The sequence below is a fragment of the Variovorax sp. GW821-FHT06D12 genome (assembly GCF_059419205.1).
The window spans coordinates 1,344,080-1,363,662 of record NZ_JBWKRI010000001.1; the positions used below are offsets into that span (position 1 = coordinate 1,344,080).

Here is a 19,583-nt window from a genome sequence, read left to right on the forward strand (position 1 = left end):
AGTAGCAAGAAGGGGTGAAAGAACTCAGACGCCGAGCAGCTCGGTCAGCACGGGCATCTTGGCTTCGAGCTCGGCGGCGCCGAACTTCTCGACGATGCGGCCGTGCTCCATCACGTAGAAGCGGTCGGCCAGCGGCGCCGCGAAGCGGAAGTTCTGCTCGACCATGACGATGGTGTAGCCCTTGGCGCGCAGCGTGGTGATCATGCGGGCCAGCGCCTGCACGATGACGGGCGCCAGGCCTTCGGAGATTTCGTCGAGCAGCAGCAGCTTGGCGCCGGTGCGCAGGATGCGCGCCACGGCCAGCATCTGCTGCTCGCCGCCCGACAGGCGCGTGCCCTGGCTGTGGCGGCGCTCGGCCAGGTTGGGGAACATGGCGTAGATCTCGTCGACCGACATGCCCTGCCCCGCGCCCTTGAGCTCGGGCGGCAGCATCAGGTTTTCTTCGCACGAGAGGCTGGCGAAGATGCCGCGCTCTTCGGGACAGTAGCCGATGCCCAGATGCGCGATGCGGTGCGTCGCCATCGAGACGGTCTCGACGCCGTTGACCTTGATGCTGCCCTTGCGGGCGCCGGTGAGCCCCATCACGGCGCGCATCGTCGTCGTGCGGCCCGCACCATTGCGGCCCAGCAGCGTGACGACCTCGCCCGGCTGCACGACCATGTCGACGCCGTGCAGCACGTGCGATTCGCCGTACCAGGCCTGCAGGCCCTTGATTTCGAGTGCAGCGGTCATCAGTGAGCCCCCTGCATTTCGCCGTCGGTGGTGCCCATGTAGGCCTCCATCACCTGCGGGTTCTTCGAGACTTCGGCGTACGGGCCTTCGGCCAGCACGGCGCCGCGCTGCAGCACCGTGATGGTGTCGGCGATGGTCGAGACCACGCTCATGTTGTGTTCGACCATCAGGATGGTGCGTCCGGCCGACACGCGCTTGATGAGCTCGGCCACGCGGTGCACGTCTTCGTGGCCCATGCCTTGCGTGGGTTCGTCCAGCAGCATCAGCTCGGGCTCCATGGCCAGCGTGGTGGCGATCTCGAGCGCGCGCTTGCGGCCGTAGGGCAGGTTCACGGTCTGTTCGTCGGCCAGTTCCTCGAGGCCCACCTCGGCGAGCAGTTCGCGGGCGCGCGCATCGAGCGGCTTGAGCGACTTCTCGCTCTTCCAGAAGTGGTACGAGGTGCCGAGCTTGCGCTGCAGGCCCAGGCGCACGTTCTCGAGCAGCGTGAGGTGCGGGAACACGGCGGAGATCTGGAACGAGCGGATCACGCCGCGCCGCGCGATCTGCGCCGGGCGTTCGCCCGTGATGTCGTGGCCGTTGAACAGGATCGTGCCGGCCGTGGGCTCGAGGAATTTGGTGAGCAGGTTGAAGCAGGTCGTCTTGCCGGCACCGTTGGGGCCGATGAGCGCGTGGATCGAACCGCGCTTCACCGAGAGGTCGACCTTGCTGACCGCGGTGAATCCCTTGAATTCCTTGGTGAGCTGGCGTGTTTCAAGAATGACGTCGCTCATCTCGCGGCGTCGTCCGTGTGCGGAAAAAAGAAATCGGTCATGCGGTCCATCTCAATGCGCCACCATCGAGCGCGGACCGATTGTTGGTGGCTGCTATGCAATTGCATACTGGGGCAAATGCCTATGCTGCACTGCAACCATTCACAGAGTGCGCACCCTCTGCGCGAGCGACTGTCGTCCCAACGACATTGCGCACTGCAGCACGCACAGGTGCGAACGCGTGATGCATGCACGCGCACCGTCATGAGGATGTCGGGCACGCATGCACGCTTCGTGAAAAACTCGCGTGCCCGCTGCGCTGCCACGATGCGCTTTCACCCGGATTGAATCCAACACCGCCATGCCGAACTTCCGCTCCCCCGAATTCCTTGCCGGCCACATCGCCCACACGCTGGCGTTCTACGCGCCGCGCAGCCGCGATGCCTCGGGCGGCTTCTTCCATTTCTTCAAGGACGACGGCACGGTGTACGACCGCCGCACGCGCCACCTCGTGAGCAGCACGCGCTTCGTGTTCAACCACGCGATGGCGTGGCGCCGCTTCGGCCGGCCCGACGATCTTGCGGCGGTGCGCCACGGCCTGGCGTTCCTGCAGACCGCGCATGCGCAGCCGAATGGTGGCTATGCATGGCAGATCGACTGGGATAGCCATCAAGCCACGGTGCAGGACGGCACGCAGCACTGCTACGGCCTGGCCTTCGTGCTGCTGGCGCGCGCGCATGCGCTGATGGCCGGCGTCGAGGAAGCACGCGCCGGCCTCGCGCGCACCCGCGACCTGATGGAACAGCATTTCTGGGAACCGCAGCACCAGCTGTACGCCGACGAGGCGACGCCCGGCTGGCAGGTCGGCCCTTATCGCGGCCAGAACGCCAACATGCACGCCTGCGAGGCCATGCTCGCGGCCTACGACGCCACGCGCGAGCCCTTCTACCTTCAGCGCGCACGCACGCTGGCCGAAAGCATCACGGGCCGGCAGGCCACGCTCGCCGACGGACTGGTGTGGGAGCACTACCGCGAGGACTGGTCGGTCGACTGGGACTACAACCGCGGCGACAAGACCAACATCTTCCGGCCCTGGGGCTTCCAGACCGGCCACCTCACCGAATGGGCCAAGCTGCTGTTGCAGCTCGAGAGCCACCTCGGACCCGGCGCGCCCGGCACCGAATGGCTCGTGCCGCGCGCGCGCCACTTCTTCGACACCGCGATGCAGCGCGGCTGGGACGCCACGCACGGCGGGCTGGTCTACGGCTTCGGGCCCGACGGCGCAGTGTGCGACGGCGACAAGTACTTCTGGGTGCAGGCCGAAAGCTTCGCCGCCGCCGCCCTGCTCGCGGTGCGCACGGGCGACGCCGGCTACTGGGACTGGTACGACCGGATCTGGGCCTACAGCTGGGACCACTTCGTCGACCACGCGCACGGCGCGTGGTACCGCATCCTCACGCCGCAGAACGCGAAGATCAGCGACGAGAAGAGCCCGGCGGGCAAGACCGATTACCACACGATGGGCGCATGCCATGACGTGTTGAAGGCACTGGGCCACGGCGTGAAGTAGCCGCGTCACCCTTCACGATCCGCACAAATCTTGTGCGGCCACGCATCTACCCCGCAGCCCGCGGGCTGCCTACGCTTCAAGCCTTCTTTCACTCACGCAGAGAACGCATGAAGCACCCCAGCATTCGCAGCCTCACCGGCGCCGTGCCCACGAGCCGTCTCGATCCCACCGCCACGGCGCTGATCGCGATCGATTTCCAGAACGAGTACTTCGACGGGCGCATGCCCATTCCCGATGGCCTCGCCGCCCTGCGCCAGGCGCGGCGCCTGATCGATGCCGCCGACCGGCATGCGATGCCGGTGTTCCATGTGCAGCATGTGGCGCCCGCCGACAGCCCGATCTTCGCGGACGGCAGCCACGCCTTCGGCATCCACGACGCACTGTGCCCGGCGCCTCAACACGCCGTGCTGCGCAAGGCCACGCCGAGCGCTTTTGCGGGCACCACGCTCGAGGCCGAGCTGCAGGCGCGCGGCATCACGACGCTGATCCTCACGGGCCTCATGACGCACATGTGCGTGTCGGCCACCGCCTTCGATGCCGCCCCGCGCGGCTACCAGAGCCTCATCGTGGGCGACGCCTGCGCGACGCGCGACCTCGACCTGGAAGAAGGCAGCGTACTGGGCCACCGCGAACTGCATCGCGCGGCGCTGCGCGGCGTGTCGGATGTGGTGGCCGAGGTGCGCTCGACCGAGGAGGTGCTGCAACTACTGGAAGCGGGCCGCTGACGCCCTGCCCTTCGCATGCACCCACGATTCCAACCTCTTCGATCCATGACCATGAAGTTCTCTTCCGCCTTGTTCCTCGCCCTGTCCTGCGCCCTGTGCGCGCCGGGCCTCGCCACCGCCGCCACGCCGGCATCCCGCACGCCGATCTCGGCGCCGGCCGACACGTTGCAATGGCAGGCCCTCGCGGGTGGTATCCGCTACGCCAACGTGCGCGGCAACCTGACGGGCAATGGCCCGTACGAAGCCTTCGTCGAATTCCCGGCCGGCTTCGACAACCCGCACCATCGCCACACGCAGGCGCTCCCGTCCGTCGTGCTCTCGGGTGTGTTCTATGCGATCTTCGATGACGGCAAGAAGGTGCTGTACCCGGCCGGCTCGTACTACCTGCTGCCGGCGCGGCTGCCGCACCGCAGCGGCTGCGAGCCGGGCGCGAACTGTCTGCTGTTCCAGTACCAGAGCGATCGCTTCGACCTGGTGCCGACTACGTCGAAGTGAGGCGCGGCTGCCGCGCTCAGTCGCCCTGCCCGTCCGCGGGCAGGTAGCGCGCGGCGGCAAAGTCGACAAACGCCCGCACCTTCGGCGACAGGTGCCGGTTCTGCGGATACAGCGCGTACAGGTTCAGCGGCTGCTGGCGGAATTCGGGCAGCACGTGCACCAGCTCGCCGCGCTCCACGTGGTCGCGTACGAGGAACGCCGGCGATGCCGCCAGCCCCGTGCCCGCCAGCGCGGCGCTGCGCAGCACGAGCCCGCTGTTGGCCTGCAGCCGCCCGCCCACGTCGACCGTGCAGACGCTGCCGTCCGGCGCGGTGAAGCTGGGCTGGGCGGCCTTCGCGGCCAATGAATAGTTCAGGCAGTCGTGCCCCGCCAGGTCGGCGGGCGTGCGCGGCGTGCCGCGCCGCTGCAGGTAGGCGGGCGACGCCACCCACCACTCCTCGAAGCTCGCGAGGCGCTTGACGATCAGCGTCGAGTCCGAGAGTGCATACGCCAGTCGCAATCCCACGTCGAAGCCCTCTTCGATCAGGTCGACGAAGCGGTCGTTGCACACGAGGTCGACCTTGACCTGCGGATGCGCGTCGAGAAAAGCCGGCAGCCACTGCGCCAACTCTTCCAGTCCGAAGGACATCGGCGCGTTGATGCGCAGCAGGCCCGTGGGCTCGACCTGGTGCTGCGCCACGACCAGCGCCGCGGTCTCGACCTGGTCGAGGATCTGCCGCGCGTGCTCGTAGTAGGTCTGGCCCGCCTGCGTGAGCGCGAAGCGGCGGGTGGTGCGGTTCAGCAGCTGCACGCCCAGCGCCGTTTCCAGCTGCTTGACGTGGCGCGAGACCACCGTGTGCGACACGTCCATCGCGTCGGCCGCGGCGGTGAAGCCGCCGGCCTCCACGACGGCGCGGAACGCCTTCATGGCCGCGAACTGGTCCATGCGCGAGCGCTGCCGGTTGTCAGTGCGCGCCGGCGGCCGCGTCGCCGCCCGCGCCGCCCTTTTGCGGCCGCGCCAGCCACACCAGCGGAATCAGCAGCAGGAACAGCACCGCCGAGGCATAGAAGATGTCGTTCGTAGCGAGCATGAACGACTGCTGGTCGACCAGGCGGTTGATCTGCCCGAGCACCTGCTCGGAACTGAAGCCGCTGCCGGTCAGCCCCGAGATGGCGCTGGTGGCCGCACTGTTGCCCGGGTTCACCGACTCCACGAGCTGCGCGTGGTGCAGGGCCGCGCGGCTGTCCCATAGCGTGGTGGCGATCGAGGTGCCCATGGCGCCCGCCGTGATGCGCAGGAAGTTCGACAGCCCCGACGCGGCCGGGATGCGGTCGGGCGTGAGGCCCGACAGCGTGATGGTCACGAGCGGAATGAAGAAGAACGCCATCGCGATGCCCTGGATGATCGTCGGGATGATGATCGTCACGAAGTCGGCCTGCGTGTTGAAGTTCGAGCGCATCCACAGCACCAGCGCGAACACGAGGAACGAGAAGGTCGCGTAGCGGCGCGGGTCGATCTTGGACACCGTGAGGCCCACCACCGGCGAGAAGAAGATCGCCAGCAGCCCCACGGGCGCCATGATCATCCCCGCCTGCGTGGCGGTGTAGCCCATCCATTGCTGCAGCCACAGCGGCAGCAACACCACGTTGCCGAAGAACAGGCCGTAGGCAATGGCCGTGGCCACCGCGCCCGACCAGAAGTTGCGGCGCTTGAACAGCGACAGGTCGACCACCGGGTGCTTGTCGGTCAGCTCCCAGACCAGGAAGAAGGCGAAGCCGACCACGGCCACCACGGCCATGGTGACGATCTCGGCCGAGTGGAACCAGTCGAGCTCCTTGCCCTTGTCGAGCATGAGCTGCAGCGAGCCCACCCACAGCACCAGCAGCGCCAGGCCGATGGCGTCGATCGGCACCTTGTGCGTCTTGCTCTCGCGCTTGTGGTACAGCGTCCAGGTGATGGCCGCGGCCACGATGCCCACCGGGATGTTGATGTAGAAGATCCACGGCCACGAGATGTTGTCGGTGATCCAGCCACCGAGCAGCGGTCCCATCACGGGCGCGACCAGCGTCGTCATCGACCACATGGCCATGGCCAGGCCGGCCTTGGCCTTCGGGTAGCTCGACAGCAGCAGCGTCTGCGACAGCGGGATCATCGGCCCCGCCACGAAGCCCTGCAACGCGCGAAACAGGATGAGCGTGGTCATGTTGGGCGCCAGGCCGCACAGCAGCGAGGCGACCATGAACAGGATCACGCTGGCCATGAACAGGCGCACCTGGCCGAAGCGCTGGGTCATGAAACCCGTGAGCGGCACCGCGATGGCGTTGGCCACCGCGAAGCTGGTGATGACCCAGGTGCCTTGCGTGGTGCTCACGCCAAGGTCGCCCGAGATGGCCGGCAGCGACACGTTGGCGATCGACGAGTCGAGCACGTTCATGAAGGTGGCGGCGGACAGCGCGACCGTGCCCCAGACGCGGGCGGAGCCCTCGAGCGGGGGGTGCGCGATGTAAGCGGGAGCAGCAGTGGCCATGGCGCGAGCTGTGAGGGTTCAGCAGCCGGCGGCGATCAGCCCGGCTGGCCCTGCGTGGCGGCGTGCACGGCCGGTGCGGCGGCGGACGCTGCCGGGCGGCTCACGGCTGCCGTGGGCGCACCGCGGCCGAGGTTGGCGGCGACGATGCGGTCCACCTCGGCGTCGGCGCCGCGGTCGAGCTGGCTGTAGACCTGCGTCTGCGCGAAGGCGGTGCTGCGCGGCGCATCGGCCAGCATCTTGCCGGTCTTCTGCGTGATGTCGATCTCGGCGTCCATCGACAGGCCGATGCGCAGCGGGTTGGCCTTGAGCTGCTCGGGGTCGAGTGCGATGCGCACGGGGACGCGCTGCACCACCTTGATCCAGTTGCCGGTGGCGTTCTGCGCCGGCAGCAGCGCAAAGGCGGCGCCGGTGCCCACGCCCAGGCCGGCCACCTTGCCGGTGTACTCGACCTTCTTGCCGTACACGTCGGCCGTGAGCTTCACGGGCTGGTCGATGCGGATGTTGCGCAGCTGCACTTCCTTGAAGTTGGCGTCGACCCACAGCTGGTGCAGCGGCACGATGGACATCATCGGCGTGCCGGCGGCCACGCGCTGGCCCAGCTGCACGGTGCGCTTGGCGACGTAGCCGTCGACCGGCGCGGGCATGGCCACGCGCTGCGTGGCGAGGTAGGCCTCGCGCACCTTGGCGGCGGCGGCCAGCACGCTCGGATGCTGGGCCACGCTGGTGCCTTCGGTCAGCGACTGGTTGCTGGCCAGCGCCTCGCGCGCGGCGACCACGCCGGCCTGTGCGGCGGCCAGTGCGCTCCTGGCGTTGGCCAGTTGCGTCTCGGCGTGGTTGAGTTCTTCCTTCGACACGGCGCCGTTGCCCGACAGCGCGCGGCGGCGCTGCAGGTCGTCCTGCGCCTTGGCGATGTCGCTCTGGGCCTTGGCGATGTCGCTCTGGCGCAGCGTGACCTGCGCGGCCAGCGAGCCGTTGTTGGCGTACAGCGTGCGCACCTGGCGCACGGCCTGCGCGAGCGCGGCCTCGGCCTGCTCGAGTGCGACCTTGGCGTCGGCCGGGTCGAGCTGCACCAGCGGCTGGCCGGCCTTCACGAAGTCGGTGTCGTCGGCACCGATGGCCATGACGGTGCCGCCGATCTGCGGCGTGATCTGGATGACGTTGCCCTGCACGTAGGCGTTGTCGGTGTTCTCGTAGTGGCTGGCGACCAGCCATTCGTACAGGCCCCAGCCGCCGCCGGCGACCAGCACCACGGCGGTGAGCGCGGTGAGTGCGCGGCGGCGCTTGCCGTTGCCCGCGGGCGCCTCGGGCGCGGCGGCGGGGGATACGGGGGAAGCGGATGTCGGAGTGTTGTTATCGCTCATGATGGAGTTCTTTCCGAAGAAGGCGGATCAGCAAATCAGTTCTGGGTGGCGGCCGTCGGGGCAGCCGCCGTGGCGGTGGCCGGCGGCTGCCAGCCGCCGCCCAGGGCGCGCGCCAGGCCCACCTGCGTGTCGAGGGCGCGGGCCGCCAGGTCGACCGCGAGCCGGCGCTGAGCCAGCACGGCGGTTTCGGCGGTCAGCACGTTGAGGTAGTTGCCCAGGCCGGCGCGGTAGCGCTGCACGGCAATGTCGTAGGCGCCTTCGGCGGCCGTCTGCGCGGCGCGCTGTTCGGTCTGCTGGCGCGTGATCGACTGTGCGCTCGACACCTGGTCGGCCGCGTCGCGCACGGCGTCGAGCACGGTGGCGTTGTAGCTTTCGATGGCCACGTCGAGGTCGGCCGACTTGCCGCGCAGGTTGGCGCGCAGGCGCCCGCCTTCGAAGATCGGCAGGTGGATGGCCGGGCCCACGCCCCACTGCTCGCTGCCCGACTTGAGCAGCTTGCCGAAACCCAGGCTCTGGAAGCCGGCAAAGGCCGTGAGGTTCACGTTGGGATAGAACTGGGTCTTGGCATTGGCCACGTCGCTGGTGGCCGCTTCGACGCGCCAGCGCGCGGCGGCGATGTCGGCGCGGCGGCCCAGCAGGTCGGCCGGGATGTTCGCCTGCAGCGCCATCGGCTTCACGCCGGCGAGCACCGGCGGCTTGAGCGAGGCCGACACGTTGGGCTGGCCCACGAGCGCATCGAGCGCGTGCTGCTGCAGCGCGATCTGCTCGTTGAGCGCTTCGATCTGCTGGCGCGCCTCGGGCAGGCCGCCTTCGCTCTGGCGCAGTTCGAGACGGGTGTCGAGGCCGGCCGCCACGCGGTCGCGCACCAGCTTGAAGGTCTCGTCGCGCTGGGCCAGCGTGCGCTTGGCCACTTCGACCTGCTCGTTCAGGCGCGCCCACTGGAAGTAGCTGCGCGCCACGTTGCTCGCGAGCAGCACGCGCGCGGCATCGGCGTCGGCCGCTGCTGCGTTGGCCGTGCCGAGGGCGGTGTCGAGCGCGCTGCGGTTCTTGCCGAAGAAGTCGAGCTCCCAGCTCGCGCCCAGCTGCAGCAGGCCGATGTTCTGCGTCGAGCCGCCCAGCGGCGCCGGGTAGATGTAGTTGCTGTTGAACTTCTGGCGGTTCAGGTTCAGGTCGGCACCGACCTTGGGCAGCAGCGCCGCGCCGGCGATGTCCGCCGAGGCCTGGGCACGCACGAGCCGCGCACGCGCGACCTGCAGGTTCGGGTTGCCGGCCACGGCCTGGTCGACCAGCGCATTGAGCTGGCTGTCGCCGAAGGCCTGCCACCACTGGCTGTCGAGGCTGGGCACGGACGCGCGCGCGGGGTCGGCTGCGATGCCGAGCGTGGACGCATCGCGCAACTTCGCGTGCGAGCCGATGCCGGCCATGTCGGCGCAACCGGCGAGCGCGACCACCGCCAGCGCGGCGGCCACCACAGGCGTGCGGCGCAGCGCGCGCACGGCGAAAGACTCAGTCATTCTTCTCTCCACGGGCCGCGAGGCCCTGTGCGTTGTCGAGGATGCGGCGCAAGTAGTCCTTGAGCTGCTCCCATTCTTCGAGGCTGAAGCCGGCCAGGTACTCGTTCTGCACCCGGCTCAGCACATAAGGCACTTCCTTCGCGGCCGCACGGCCTTCGTCGGTGAGTTCGATGTTGACCACGCGGCGGTCTTCGAGCGAGCGCACGCGGCGGCACAGGCCCTTGGCCTCGAGGCGGTCGAGCAGGCGCGTCATGGCACCGGTGTCGAGTTCGCAGGCGCGGGCCAGTTCGGCCACGGTGGTGGCGGCGCCGACGTGCAGCTTGTACAGCGGCACCCACTGCGGGTACGTGGGGCTGCCCGGCTCGCACATGCGCGTGCCGACGGTCTGGCCCACGGACGTGACGATGCGGCGCATCAGGTAGCCGATGCTCTCTTCGGCGCGGTAGTCCTCGGCGCGATAAAAGTCGGCCGGCGGGCGCACGGCCTCGTCGGGCGTCGGAGGGACCGGGGAAATGGGGGCATCGCTCATGGCCGAAATATTAGTTGTCATGGCAATTACTGTCAAGGCGACCTTTGTGGGGGCAAGGGCTCGGTAGAATTCGCGCCCATGGCTTCTTCCCCTCCGTCGTCCTCCGCAGCCAAGGGTTCGCCCCGCTCGCTGTCGGGGTTGCGCCCCTTCCTTCGCCCCTACCGCGTGCAGATCGTTCTGGCGGGGGTCTTCCTGGTGATGGCGGCCGTCACGACGCTGGCTTTCCCTATCGCCCTACGCAGCCTGATTGATGGCGGTTTGGTCAGCGCCGACAAGGGCGCGCAGACCATGGCGCTGCGCGAGCACTTCGGCGCCCTCTTCGCGGTGGCCGTGGCACTGGGCCTGTTTTCGGCCGCGCGCTTCTATACGGTGAGCTGGCTCGGCGAGCGTGTCACGGCCGACCTGCGCAATGCGGTCTACGGCCATGTACTGCAGCAGAGCCCGGCCTTCTTCGAGACCACGCAGACCGGCGAGGTGCTGTCGCGCCTCACGGCCGACACCACGCTCGTGCAGACGGTCGTCGGCTCGTCGCTGAGCATGGGCCTGCGCAACGCCGTCATGGGCGTGGGCGCGCTGGCGGTGCTGGTCTGGACCAACCCCTATGTGATGGTGCAGGTGCTGGGCATCCTGGTGCTGGTGGTGCTGCCGAGCATGTGGTTCGGCCGCCGCGTGCGCAAGCTGTCGCGCGCCAGCCAGGACCGCGTGGCCGACTCGAGCGCCATCGCGGCCGAGGTGCTGAACGCGATTCCCGTGGTGCAGAGCTACACGGCCGAAGGCCGCGAGGCCGACCGCTTCAACAGCTCAACCGAGAACGCCTTCCATACCGCCGTGCGCCGCACGCGCGCGCGCTCGGTGCTGGTGGCCTTCATCATCATCGCCACCTCGGCCGCCCTGCTCTGGGGCCTGTACGAAGGCACGCAGGCCGTGCTGCGCGGCGACATCACGGCCGGCCACCTGGGCCAGACCGTGGTCTACGTGGCGATCCTGGCGAGCGCCACGGCGGTGCTCGGCGAGGTGTACGGCGACCTGCTGCGCGCCGCCGGCGCCACCGAGCGCCTGATGGAACTGCTGCACGCGCCGACGGCCATCGCCTCACCCGCACGACCGGCGGTCGCGCCCGTCCCCGCGGCGGGCAGCGCCATCCGCTTCGACGCCATCACCTTCCACTACCCCTCGCGGCCGGGCACGCCGGCGCTGCGCGACTTCAGCCTGGACATCGCGCCGGGCGAGACCGTGGCGCTGGTGGGATCGAGCGGCGCGGGCAAGAGCACGGTGTTCCAGTTGCTGCTGCGCTACTACGACCCGCAGTCGGGCCGCATCGTGCTCGACGGCGCGTCGCTGGACGCACTCGCCCTGCACGACCTGCGCACCCGCATCGGCCTCGTGCCGCAGGACGCGGTGATCTTCTCGGCCAGCGCCTTCGAGAACATCCGCTACGGCCGGCCCGACGCCAGCGCCGAGGAGGTGCACGCCGCTGCGCGCGCCGCCTTTGCGCACGACTTCCTGCAGGCCCTGCCCGAGGGCTACGACACCTTCCTGGGCGAACGCGGCGTGCGGCTGTCGGGCGGCCAGCGCCAGCGCATCGCGATCGCGCGGGCCATTTTGAAGAACCCGCCGCTGCTGCTGCTGGACGAAGCTACCAGCGCGCTCGACGCCGAGAGCGAGCGCATGGTGCAGGCCGCGCTGGAATCGGCGATGGAAAACCGCACCACGCTCGTGATCGCCCACCGCCTGGCGACCGTGCAGAAGGCCGACCGCATCATCGTGCTGGACCACGGCGGCATCGTCGAACAGGGAACGCACGCGGCGCTGGTGGCGCAAGGCGGCGTGTACGCGCGGCTGGCCGCGCTGCAGTTCACGGCCTGAGCGGGTCGGGCCGGACGGGCTCGTCGCCGAGCCGGCCGGTTACTGCAGGGTTTCTTTCAGCGCTGCCGGAATCGGCAGCGCCATCACCGGAATGCCTTCATCGAGCAGCGCCTCGGTCTGCTCTGGCGTGGCCTGGCCGCGGATGCCGCGCTCGGCGGTTTCGCCGTAGTGCATCTTGCGCGCCTCGTCGGCGAAGCGGTCGCCGACGTCTTCGGTCTTGGCCAGCACTTCGCGCACGGCGCGCATCCAACGGGCTTCAGGTGAAGTCGCGGTTGCGGATACTTGAGTGGATGGCGATGCAGGCGCCGACGGCGCTTGGGCCGCGTCGCGCCCTTCTTCCTTCGGCGCCTTGGCGTTGCTCAGGTTCAGGCGGGGCGCGCTCAGCAGCTTGACGATGGCGGTGTCGCCGCAGACCGGGCACTCGACGAGGCCGCTGGCGAGCTGGCTGTCGAACGCCTCGTTGGACGCGAACCAGCCCTCGAAGCCGTGGCCGTGCGTGCAGCGGAGATCGAGGACCTTCATGCGCGGATTATCCCGCGCCGCCTTGCGAGGCTGCGGCCTGCCAATCCAGTGCCCATGCGCCCGACAGGACGTTCTGCAGCCACAGGGCGCAGGTGAGCGTCTTCGCGTCGGTCACGGTGCCGTCGCGGCACCAGCCGATGAGCTCCTGCGGCGTGGCTGTGAACACGTCAAGAAACTCGCCGTGGTCGAGCTGACGCTCGCCCAGCGAGAGGCCGCGTGCGAAGTAGATGTGGATGATCTCGGTCGAGTACGCCACCGCCAGGTGCGTGGCGCCCGCATGCGCCCATTCGCGCGCGGAGTAGCCGGTTTCCTCGAGCAGTTCGCGCTGGCCGCACAGCAACGGATCTTCGCCGGCGTCGAGCTTGCCCGCGGGAAACTCCACGATCACCTGGTCCACCGGGTAGCGGAACTGGCGCTCCAGCACCACGCGGCCGTCGTCGAGCAGCGGAATCACCACCACCGCGCCGGGATGCACCACGTACTCGCGCGTGGCGCTGTGGCCGTCGGGCAGGCGGATGGTGTCGCGCTTGGCGTGCAGGAACTTGCCCTTGAAGAGATCTTCGCTGCTGACGAGCTCTTCCTTCAGGTGCAGATCGGTGGCGGGAGAAGTCATGTCGGTCAGTGCCTGTGCTTCATCAGGTAGCGCCAGGTGAACCCGGGAAACGCCAGCACGACGAACAGCGAGGCCGTCACCGCGTAGAACTCCCAGCCCTGCGCAGCGATCTGCCCTGCCCTGCGTTCGAACAGCAGGCCGATGCCGCCGGCAATGAAGTACAGCACCACCAGTTCGCCGAAGCGGATGGCGAGCGACTTGTGCGAAGTCGACAGCGGCACCGCCCCGAACAGGCGCTCATTCAGGAACGGCAGGTTGGCGGCCACCAGGGCCACCAGCAGCACCACCCAGACCGACGCGGTTTGCGACACCGTGTTGCGGACCGCGTCAGTGGGCCAGCGTGGCCGCGATGGCGTCGTAGCACAGCGTCATCAGACCGCCGGGCAGCACGCCAAGAATCAGGATCAGCGCGCCGTTGATCGTGAGCACGGTGCGCACGTCGAACGAGGCCGACACGGTGGTCGCCGTGACGGGTGCGTCGAAGTACATGACCTTGACCACGCGCAGGTAGTAGAACGCGCCGATCAGCGAGGTGATCACGGCGAACACCGCTAGGCCGATGTAGATGGCAGCGCCCGAGGCGATCAGCGCCTGCAGCACGGCCAGCTTGGCGTAGAAGCCAACCAGCGGCGGCAGGCCGGCCAGCGAGAACATCGCGATGGCCATCACGCCGGCGTACAGCGGGCTGCGCTGGTTCAGGCCGGCCAGGTCGGTGATCTCTTCGCTTTCGAAGCCTTCGCGCGCCAGCAGCAGGATGATGCCGAAGCTCGCCAGCGTGGTCAGCACGTAGGTCACGACATAGAACATCGCGGCGCTGTAGGCGGCCTGCGCGTTCTGCGTGCCCTGCAGGTCGGAACCCGCCACCAGGCCCAGCAGCATGAAGCCCATCTGCGCGATGGTCGAGTACGCCAGCATGCGCTTGAGGTTGCTCTGCGCGATGGCGGCAAGGTTGCCGATCACCAGCGACGCCACCGCCAGCACGGCGAGCATCTGCTGCCAGTCGATGGCCAGCGGCTGCAGGCCGTCGACCAGCAGGCGGATGATGATGCCGAAGGCAGCCAGTTCGGGCGCGGCGCCGATCAGCAGCGTGATCGCCGTCGGCGCGCCCTGGTAGACGTCGGGCACCCACATGTGGAACGGTGCGGCACCGACCTTGAACGCCAGGCCGGCCACGATGAAGACCAGGCCGAACACCAGCACCTGGTGGTTCACCTTGCCGGTCGAGATCGCCTTGAACACTTCGTTCAGGTCGAGCGAGCCGGTGGCGCCGTACATCATCGACAGGCCGTACAGCAGGAAGCCGCTGGCCATGGCGCCGAGCACGAAGTACTTCATGGCGGCTTCGCTGGCCACCGCGTTGTCGCGGCGCAGCGCCACGAGCGCGTAGCTCGACAGCGTGAGCAGTTCCAGGCCGAGGTAGATCAGCAGAAAGTTGCTGCCACCGATCATCACGAACATGCCCAGCAGGGCCAGCATGCTGATCGTGAACATCTCGCCGCCACGCAGCATCTCGCGGTCGGCCGCGTAGGGACGGCCGTAGACCAGCGTCACCATCAGGGCCAGCGAGGCGAAGCACTTGAGCCAGTTGCCCATCGTGTCGCTCACCACCATGCCGCCGAAGCCGTAGGAGGTCTTGCCGCCGACAGCGGCCAGGCCCGTGAGCACGGCCACCGCCGCCAGCGTGAGCAGCGTCAGGATGTAGGTGCGGGTGCGGCGCGGGCTCGTGTCCGACAGGTCGACCAGCGCAATGATGCAGGCCATGACCAGCAACACGATTTCGGGGTAGATCGTCACCCAGCTGAGTTTGTCAATCATCTCGTTCTCTTCTTCAGCGTGGCATCAGACGGGCAGCTTCGAAATCGCCACGTGGCGCAGAAGCTCGACGACGGAGGCATCCATCGCGTCGGTGAAAGGCTTCGGATACAGGCCCATCCACAGCACGGCGATCGCCAGCAGCGAGAGCATCAGGAATTCGCGGGCGTTGATGTCCTTCAGTTCCTTGACGTGGTCGTTACCGACCGGGCCCAGGTACACGCGTTTGTACATCCACAGGGTGTAGGCAGCGCCGAAGATCAGTGCGGTGGCAGCGCCCAGGCCGACCCAGAAGTTGGCCTTGACGGCGCCCAGGATCACCATCCATTCACCCACGAAACCGGCGGTGCCCGGCAGGCCGCAGTTGGCCATGGCGAACAGCAGCGCGAACGCGGCGAACTTGGGCATGGTGTTGACCACGCCGCCGTAGTCGGCGATCTGACGCGAGTGGACGCGGTCGTACAGCACGCCGATGCCCAGGAACATGGCGCCCGACACGAAGCCGTGGGCAATCATCTGCACGATGCCGCCGGACACGCCGAGCTCGTTGAAGATGAAGAAGCCCAGCGTCACGAAGCCCATGTGGGCGACCGACGAGTACGCCACCAGCTTCTTCATGTCCTGCTGCACCAGCGCCACCAGGCCCACGTAGATCACGGCGATGAGCGACAGCGCGATCATGAGCCAGGCCCATTCGTGCGAAGCGTCAGGCGCGATGGGCATCGAGAAGCGCAGGAAACCATAGGCACCCAGCTTCAGCATGATCGCGGCCAGCACGGCCGAGCCGCCGGTGGGGGCCTCGACGTGCACGTCGGGCAGCCATGTGTGGACCGGCCACATCGGCACCTTCACGGCGAAGGCCGCGAAGAAGGCGAAGAACAGGAAGGTCTGCGCGGTCGCACCCAGCGGCAGCTTGTGCCAGCTCAGGATGTCGAAGCTGCCGCCCGACTTGTTGTACAGGAAGATCAGCGCGACCAGCATCAGCAGCGAGCCGAGCAGCGTGTACAGGAAGAACTTGAACGCCGCGTAGATCTTGTTCGGGCCGCCCCAGATGCCGATGATCAGGTACATCGGGATCAGCGTGGCTTCGAAGAACACGTAGAACAGGATGCCGTCGAGCGCCGAGAACACGCCGATCATGAAACCCGACAGGATCAGGAACGCGCCCATGTACTGGTTCACGCGCTCGGTGATCACTTCCCAGGCCGAGATCACGACCACGACCGTGATGAACGAGGTCAGCAGCACCAGCCACAGCGACATGCCGTCGATGCCCAGGTGGTAGTTGACGTTGAAGCGCGAGATCCAGCTCGTCTTCTCGACGAACTGCATCGCGGCGGTTCCGTTCTGGAAGCGCGTGAACAGCGGCACCGTGACCAGGAAGCTCACGATGGCACCGACGAGCGCGACCCAGCGCACGCCCTTGGCGTGCTCGTCGCGGCCAAACGCCAGCAGCACGGCGCCGAATGCGATCGGCACCCAGATGGCAAGGCTCAACAAACCCATTTTTCTTTTTCTCCAGCGTTCGGGCTCAACGTTTGAACCAGACGAAGTACGTCATCAGGATGAAGATGCCCAGCAGCATCGCGAAGGCGTAGTGGTAGATGAAGCCCGACTGCAGCCAGCGCACGACGCCGGCCACGCGACCCACCACCTTCCAGGAACCGTTGACGAGCGCGCCGTCGATCAGCGCCTGGTCGCCGCCCTTCCACAGGCCCGTGCCGAGCAGGCGCGCACCGCGGGCGAGGATGTTCTCGTTGATCCAGTCGAGGTAGTACTTGTTCTCGAGCAGGTTGTAGATCGGGCTGAAGGCGCGCTTGATGGCGGCCGGCAGTGCCGGGTTCATCATGTACATGTAGTACGACAGCGCCACGCCGGCCAGCGCCAGCCAGAACGGTGCGGTCTGCAGGCCGTGGATCGCCATGGCGACCGGGCCGTGGAAGGCTTCCTTCAGCTCGCCCATCGCGTGGTGCTTGGCACCGTCGACGAAGATCGCGTCCTTGAAGAAGCTGCCGAACAGCATCGGGTCGATGGTCATGAAGCCGATCACCACCGAGGGGATCGCCAGCAGCACCAGCGGCAGCCAGACCACCATCGGCGATTCGTGCGGCTTGTGGGCGTCGTGGCCATGGCCATGGCCGTGGTCGTCGTGTCCGTGCGCGTCGTGCGCATGGTCGTCGTGGTGCGCGTCGGGGTTCTGGTCGTAGCGTTCCTTGCCGTGGAAGACCAGGAAGTACATGCGGAACGAGTAGAACGCCGTCACGAACACGCCGGCCAGCACCGCGTAGTAGGCGAACTGCGCGCCCCACAGGTGGCTTTCGTGCACGGCCTCGATGATGCTGTCCTTCGAGTAGAAGCCCGAGAACAGCGGCGTGCCGATCAGCGCGAGCGAACCCAGCAGCGAGGTGATCCAGGTGATGGGCATGTACTTGCGCACGCCGCCCATCCAGCGGATGTCCTGGTTGTGGTGCATGCCGATGATCACCGAGCCCGCGCCGAGGAACAGCAGCGCCTTGAAGAAGGCGTGCGTCATCAGGTGGAACACCGCGACCGAGTAGGCCGAGGCACCGAGCGCCACCGTCATGTAGCCCAGCTGCGACAGCGTCGAGTACGCGACCACGCGCTTGATGTCGTTCTGGATGATGCCCAGGAAGCCCATGAACAGCGCGGTGATGGCGCCGATCACGAGGATGAAGCTCAGGGCCGTGTCGCTCAGCTCGAACAGCGGCGACATGCGCGCCACCATGAAGATGCCGGCCGTCACCATGGTCGCCGCGTGGATCAGCGCCGAGATGGGGGTCGGGCCTTCCATCGAGTCGGGCAGCCACACGTGCAGCGGGAACTGGGCGCTCTTGCCCATCGCGCCGATGAACAGGCAGATGCAGATCACCGTGATGAGCATCCACTCGGTGCCCGGGAAGGTGATGCCGGCCAGCGTGTGCGCCTTGGCGAAGGCTTCGCCGTAGTTCAGCGTGCCGGCGTAGGCGGCGATCAGGCCGATGCCCAGGATGAAGCCGAAGTCACCCACGCGGTTGACCAGGAAGGCCTTCATGTTCGCGAAGATGGCCGTGGGCTTGTTGAACCAGAAGCCGATCAGCAGGTACGACACCAGGCCCACCGCCTCCCAGCCGAAGAACAGCTGGAGCATGTTGTTGCTCATGACGAGCATCAGCATCGAGAAGGTGAACAGAGAGATGTACGAGAAGAAGCGGTTGTAGCCGTCGTCTTCTTCCATGTAGCCGATGGTGTAGATGTGGACCATCAGCGACACGAAGGTCACGACGCACATCATCATGGCCGTGAGGCCGTCGACCAGGAAGCCGACTTCCATCTTCAGGCCGCCGACCATCATCCATTCGTAGATGGTCTGGTTGAAGCGGGCACCGTCGACGATGACCGACTTCAGCGTCATCGCCGAGATCACGAAGGCGACGAACACGCCCAGAATGGTCAGCGAATGCGTGACCTTGCGGCCGATGTGGTTGCCGCCGAACTTCGTGCCGAACAGGCCGGCAAGTGCGGCGCCGACCAGGGGTGCCAGCGGCACGGCCAGCAAGGTGGATGCGGAAAGGGTTGCGCTCATACTGCTGTCAACCCTTGAGCGAGTTGAGTTCGTCGACGTTGATGTTGGACTTGTTGCGGAACAACAGGACCAGCAGCGCCAGGCCGATGGCCGATTCGGCCGCCGCCACCGTCAGGATGAAGAACACGAAGATCTGGCCGTGCATGTCGCCCAGGTAGTGCGAGAAGGCCACGAAGTTCATGTTGACCGCCAGCAGCATCAGTTCGATGGCCATCAGCAGCACGATCAGGTTCTTGCGGTTCAGGAAGATGCCGATCACCGACAGCGCGAAGAGCATCGCGCCGAGCGAGAGAAAGTGTCCGAGCGTGAGCGTCATGCCTTGTTTTCCTTTGCAGCGGCATCCGCTGCCGGGGCCTCAACCACCGGCTCGGCCGCACGCGTGACGGGCATCTGCACGATGCGCACGCGGTCGCGCGCCTTCACGCGCACCTGGTCCGACGGGTTGACGTACTTGCTGTCCTTGCGGGTGCGCAGCGTCAGTGCAATGGCGGCAATGATGGCCACCAGCAGGATGACCGCGGCGATTTCCAGCGGGTAGAGGTATTCGGAATACAGCAGCTTGCCCAGCTCGAGCGTGTTCGAGCTGTTGGGCGAGGTCGTCGCCATGGCGCGCGGGCCTTCGCCCAGGCGGAAGCCGCCCATGAGCACGGCCGCCATTTCGAGCGCGATGAGCGCGCCGATGCCGGCCGCCAGCGGGAAGTGCTTCCAGAAGCCCTCTCGCAGGCCGTCGACGTCGATGTCCAGCATCATCACGACGAACAGGAACAGCACCATCACGGCACCGACGTACACCAGCACGAGCGAGATCGCCAGGAACTCGGCGCGCAGCAGCAGCCAGATGGCCGAGGCCTGGAAGAAAGCCAGCACCAGGTACAGCGCGGCGTACACGGGGTTGCGGGAGGTGATGACGCGGAAGGCTGCAAACAGCAGCACCGCGGCAAACAGATAGAACAGACCGGTCTTGACGTCCATTGGAATTCGATTGGTACGGGTTTCGAGCGGAGC

The 19,583-nt window shown here is 67.4% G+C and carries 19 protein-coding genes; 4 read left to right on the top strand and 15 right to left on the bottom strand.

The window, feature by feature from the left end:
• Window positions 1-24: 24 nt before the first annotated feature.
• Together AC07SQ_RS06070 and AC07SQ_RS06075 are read right to left on the bottom strand one after the other, a co-directional pair.
• Window positions 25-732, bottom strand: coding sequence for an ABC transporter ATP-binding protein (locus AC07SQ_RS06070; protein ID WP_062474075.1), 708 nt, complete (start codon window positions 730-732; stop codon window positions 25-27).
• The gene (locus AC07SQ_RS06075; RefSeq protein ID WP_062474077.1) at window positions 732-1,502 is read right to left on the bottom strand and encodes an ABC transporter ATP-binding protein; all 771 of its coding nucleotides are present in this window, start codon (window positions 1,500-1,502) and stop codon (window positions 732-734) included. The genes AC07SQ_RS06070 and AC07SQ_RS06075 overlap by 1 nt, the downstream gene beginning before the upstream one ends.
• Window positions 1,503-1,842: 340 nt before the next feature.
• On the opposite strand from AC07SQ_RS06075, the gene AC07SQ_RS06080 reads away from it, so the two are divergent.
• The 3 genes from AC07SQ_RS06080 (at window position 1,843) to AC07SQ_RS06090 (ending at window position 4,271) form a co-directional block, all read left to right on the top strand.
• Entirely contained in the window at window positions 1,843-3,051 is a 1,209-nt protein-coding gene (locus AC07SQ_RS06080; RefSeq protein ID WP_495270423.1) for an AGE family epimerase/isomerase, read from the top strand.
• A 107-nt stretch (window positions 3,052-3,158) separates the two neighbouring features.
• Window positions 3,159-3,776 carry a cysteine hydrolase family protein gene (locus tag AC07SQ_RS06085; RefSeq protein WP_495270422.1) on the top strand — a complete coding sequence of 206 codons (618 nt, stop codon included), beginning with the start codon at window positions 3,159-3,161 and terminating at the stop codon, window positions 3,774-3,776.
• 51 nt (window positions 3,777-3,827) lie between these two features.
• Complete coding sequence (locus tag AC07SQ_RS06090) at window positions 3,828-4,271, top strand: cupin domain-containing protein (RefSeq protein ID WP_495270421.1); 444 nt, start codon at window positions 3,828-3,830, stop codon at window positions 4,269-4,271.
• Window positions 4,272-4,287: 16 nt separating this feature from the next.
• Here AC07SQ_RS06090 and AC07SQ_RS06095 read toward each other — a convergent pair whose 3' ends face one another.
• Genes AC07SQ_RS06095 through AC07SQ_RS06115 form a run of 5 tightly spaced genes read right to left on the bottom strand, consistent with a single transcriptional unit; the run spans window position 4,288 to window position 10,182 of the window.
• Complete coding sequence (locus tag AC07SQ_RS06095; RefSeq protein WP_495270420.1) at window positions 4,288-5,196, bottom strand: LysR family transcriptional regulator; 909 nt, start codon at window positions 5,194-5,196, stop codon at window positions 4,288-4,290.
• A 19-nt stretch (window positions 5,197-5,215) separates the two neighbouring features.
• Window positions 5,216-6,778 carry a DHA2 family efflux MFS transporter permease subunit gene (locus tag AC07SQ_RS06100; RefSeq protein WP_062474087.1) on the bottom strand — a complete coding sequence of 521 codons (1,563 nt, stop codon included), beginning with the start codon at window positions 6,776-6,778 and terminating at the stop codon, window positions 5,216-5,218.
• Window positions 6,779-6,813: 35 nt separating this feature from the next.
• Window positions 6,814-8,139, bottom strand: coding sequence for an HlyD family secretion protein (locus tag AC07SQ_RS06105; protein ID WP_495270419.1), 1,326 nt, complete (start codon window positions 8,137-8,139; stop codon window positions 6,814-6,816).
• A gap of 35 nt (window positions 8,140-8,174) precedes the next feature.
• Window positions 8,175-9,653: an efflux transporter outer membrane subunit gene (locus AC07SQ_RS06110; protein ID WP_495270418.1), complete on the bottom strand. Its 1,479-nt coding sequence runs from the start codon at window positions 9,651-9,653 to the stop codon at window positions 8,175-8,177.
• The gene (locus AC07SQ_RS06115; protein WP_159271080.1) at window positions 9,646-10,182 is read right to left on the bottom strand and encodes a MarR family winged helix-turn-helix transcriptional regulator; all 537 of its coding nucleotides are present in this window, start codon (window positions 10,180-10,182) and stop codon (window positions 9,646-9,648) included. The genes AC07SQ_RS06110 and AC07SQ_RS06115 overlap by 8 nt, the downstream gene beginning before the upstream one ends.
• A gap of 78 nt (window positions 10,183-10,260) precedes the next feature.
• Between AC07SQ_RS06115 and AC07SQ_RS06120 the strand changes: the two genes are divergently transcribed.
• Complete coding sequence (locus AC07SQ_RS06120) at window positions 10,261-12,048, top strand: ABC transporter transmembrane domain-containing protein (RefSeq protein WP_495270417.1); 1,788 nt, start codon at window positions 10,261-10,263, stop codon at window positions 12,046-12,048.
• A gap of 39 nt (window positions 12,049-12,087) precedes the next feature.
• Here the strand turns inward: AC07SQ_RS06120 and AC07SQ_RS06125 are convergent, their stop codons facing one another.
• The 8 genes from AC07SQ_RS06125 to AC07SQ_RS06160 are packed head-to-tail and all read right to left on the bottom strand — an operon-like array spanning window position 12,088 to window position 19,550.
• Window positions 12,088-12,570 carry a DUF1178 family protein gene (locus AC07SQ_RS06125; protein ID WP_495270416.1) on the bottom strand — a complete coding sequence of 161 codons (483 nt, stop codon included), beginning with the start codon at window positions 12,568-12,570 and terminating at the stop codon, window positions 12,088-12,090.
• A 7-nt stretch (window positions 12,571-12,577) separates the two neighbouring features.
• Window positions 12,578-13,183: an NUDIX domain-containing protein gene (locus tag AC07SQ_RS06130; protein WP_495270415.1), complete on the bottom strand. Its 606-nt coding sequence runs from the start codon at window positions 13,181-13,183 to the stop codon at window positions 12,578-12,580.
• A gap of 5 nt (window positions 13,184-13,188) precedes the next feature.
• Complete coding sequence (locus AC07SQ_RS06135) at window positions 13,189-13,494, bottom strand: DUF2818 family protein (protein WP_495270414.1); 306 nt, start codon at window positions 13,492-13,494, stop codon at window positions 13,189-13,191.
• Between the two features lie 16 nt (window positions 13,495-13,510).
• Window positions 13,511-14,998: an NADH-quinone oxidoreductase subunit NuoN gene (gene nuoN / locus AC07SQ_RS06140; protein WP_062475383.1), complete on the bottom strand. Its 1,488-nt coding sequence runs from the start codon at window positions 14,996-14,998 to the stop codon at window positions 13,511-13,513.
• A gap of 24 nt (window positions 14,999-15,022) precedes the next feature.
• Entirely contained in the window at window positions 15,023-16,501 is a 1,479-nt protein-coding gene (locus tag AC07SQ_RS06145) for an NADH-quinone oxidoreductase subunit M (protein ID WP_495270413.1), read from the bottom strand.
• Window positions 16,502-16,526: 25 nt separating this feature from the next.
• Window positions 16,527-18,578: an NADH-quinone oxidoreductase subunit L gene (gene nuoL / locus AC07SQ_RS06150; RefSeq protein WP_495270412.1), complete on the bottom strand. Its 2,052-nt coding sequence runs from the start codon at window positions 18,576-18,578 to the stop codon at window positions 16,527-16,529.
• Between the two features lie 7 nt (window positions 18,579-18,585).
• Entirely contained in the window at window positions 18,586-18,894 is a 309-nt protein-coding gene (gene nuoK, locus AC07SQ_RS06155; RefSeq protein WP_007837741.1) for an NADH-quinone oxidoreductase subunit NuoK, read from the bottom strand.
• On the bottom strand, window positions 18,891-19,550 hold the full coding sequence (locus tag AC07SQ_RS06160) for an NADH-quinone oxidoreductase subunit J (protein ID WP_062475392.1): 660 nt from the start codon (window positions 19,548-19,550) through the stop codon (window positions 18,891-18,893). Before AC07SQ_RS06160 ends, nuoK begins: the two co-directional genes overlap by 4 nt.
• Between the last annotated feature and the right edge of the window lie 33 nt (window positions 19,551-19,583).

What these genes read in the sequence shown, in the direction of transcription:
- AC07SQ_RS06070 (WP_062474075.1), bottom strand. Translation starts at nt 732, where the DNA reads ATGACCGCTGCACTCGAAATCAAGGGCCTGCAGGCCTGGTACGGCGAA.
- AC07SQ_RS06075 (WP_062474077.1), bottom strand. Translation starts at nt 1,502, where the DNA reads ATGAGCGACGTCATTCTTGAAACACGCCAGCTCACCAAGGAATTCAAG.
- AC07SQ_RS06080 (WP_495270423.1), top strand. Translation starts at nt 1,843, where the DNA reads ATGCCGAACTTCCGCTCCCCCGAATTCCTTGCCGGCCACATCGCCCAC.
- AC07SQ_RS06085 (WP_495270422.1), top strand. Translation starts at nt 3,159, where the DNA reads ATGAAGCACCCCAGCATTCGCAGCCTCACCGGCGCCGTGCCCACGAGC.
- AC07SQ_RS06090 (WP_495270421.1), top strand. Translation starts at nt 3,828, where the DNA reads ATGAAGTTCTCTTCCGCCTTGTTCCTCGCCCTGTCCTGCGCCCTGTGC.
- AC07SQ_RS06095 (WP_495270420.1), bottom strand. Translation starts at nt 5,196, where the DNA reads ATGGACCAGTTCGCGGCCATGAAGGCGTTCCGCGCCGTCGTGGAGGCC.
- AC07SQ_RS06100 (WP_062474087.1), bottom strand. Translation starts at nt 6,778, where the DNA reads ATGGCCACTGCTGCTCCCGCTTACATCGCGCACCCCCCGCTCGAGGGC.
- AC07SQ_RS06105 (WP_495270419.1), bottom strand. Translation starts at nt 8,139, where the DNA reads ATGAGCGATAACAACACTCCGACATCCGCTTCCCCCGTATCCCCCGCC.
- AC07SQ_RS06110 (WP_495270418.1), bottom strand. Translation starts at nt 9,653, where the DNA reads ATGACTGAGTCTTTCGCCGTGCGCGCGCTGCGCCGCACGCCTGTGGTG.
- AC07SQ_RS06115 (WP_159271080.1), bottom strand. Translation starts at nt 10,182, where the DNA reads ATGAGCGATGCCCCCATTTCCCCGGTCCCTCCGACGCCCGACGAGGCC.
- AC07SQ_RS06120 (WP_495270417.1), top strand. Translation starts at nt 10,261, where the DNA reads ATGGCTTCTTCCCCTCCGTCGTCCTCCGCAGCCAAGGGTTCGCCCCGC.
- AC07SQ_RS06125 (WP_495270416.1), bottom strand. Translation starts at nt 12,570, where the DNA reads ATGAAGGTCCTCGATCTCCGCTGCACGCACGGCCACGGCTTCGAGGGC.
- AC07SQ_RS06130 (WP_495270415.1), bottom strand. Translation starts at nt 13,183, where the DNA reads ATGACTTCTCCCGCCACCGATCTGCACCTGAAGGAAGAGCTCGTCAGC.
- nuoN (WP_062475383.1), bottom strand. Translation starts at nt 14,998, where the DNA reads ATGATTGACAAACTCAGCTGGGTGACGATCTACCCCGAAATCGTGTTG.
- AC07SQ_RS06145 (WP_495270413.1), bottom strand. Translation starts at nt 16,501, where the DNA reads ATGGGTTTGTTGAGCCTTGCCATCTGGGTGCCGATCGCATTCGGCGCC.
- nuoL (WP_495270412.1), bottom strand. Translation starts at nt 18,578, where the DNA reads ATGAGCGCAACCCTTTCCGCATCCACCTTGCTGGCCGTGCCGCTGGCA.
- nuoK (WP_007837741.1), bottom strand. Translation starts at nt 18,894, where the DNA reads ATGACGCTCACGCTCGGACACTTTCTCTCGCTCGGCGCGATGCTCTTC.
- AC07SQ_RS06160 (WP_062475392.1), bottom strand. Translation starts at nt 19,550, where the DNA reads ATGGACGTCAAGACCGGTCTGTTCTATCTGTTTGCCGCGGTGCTGCTG.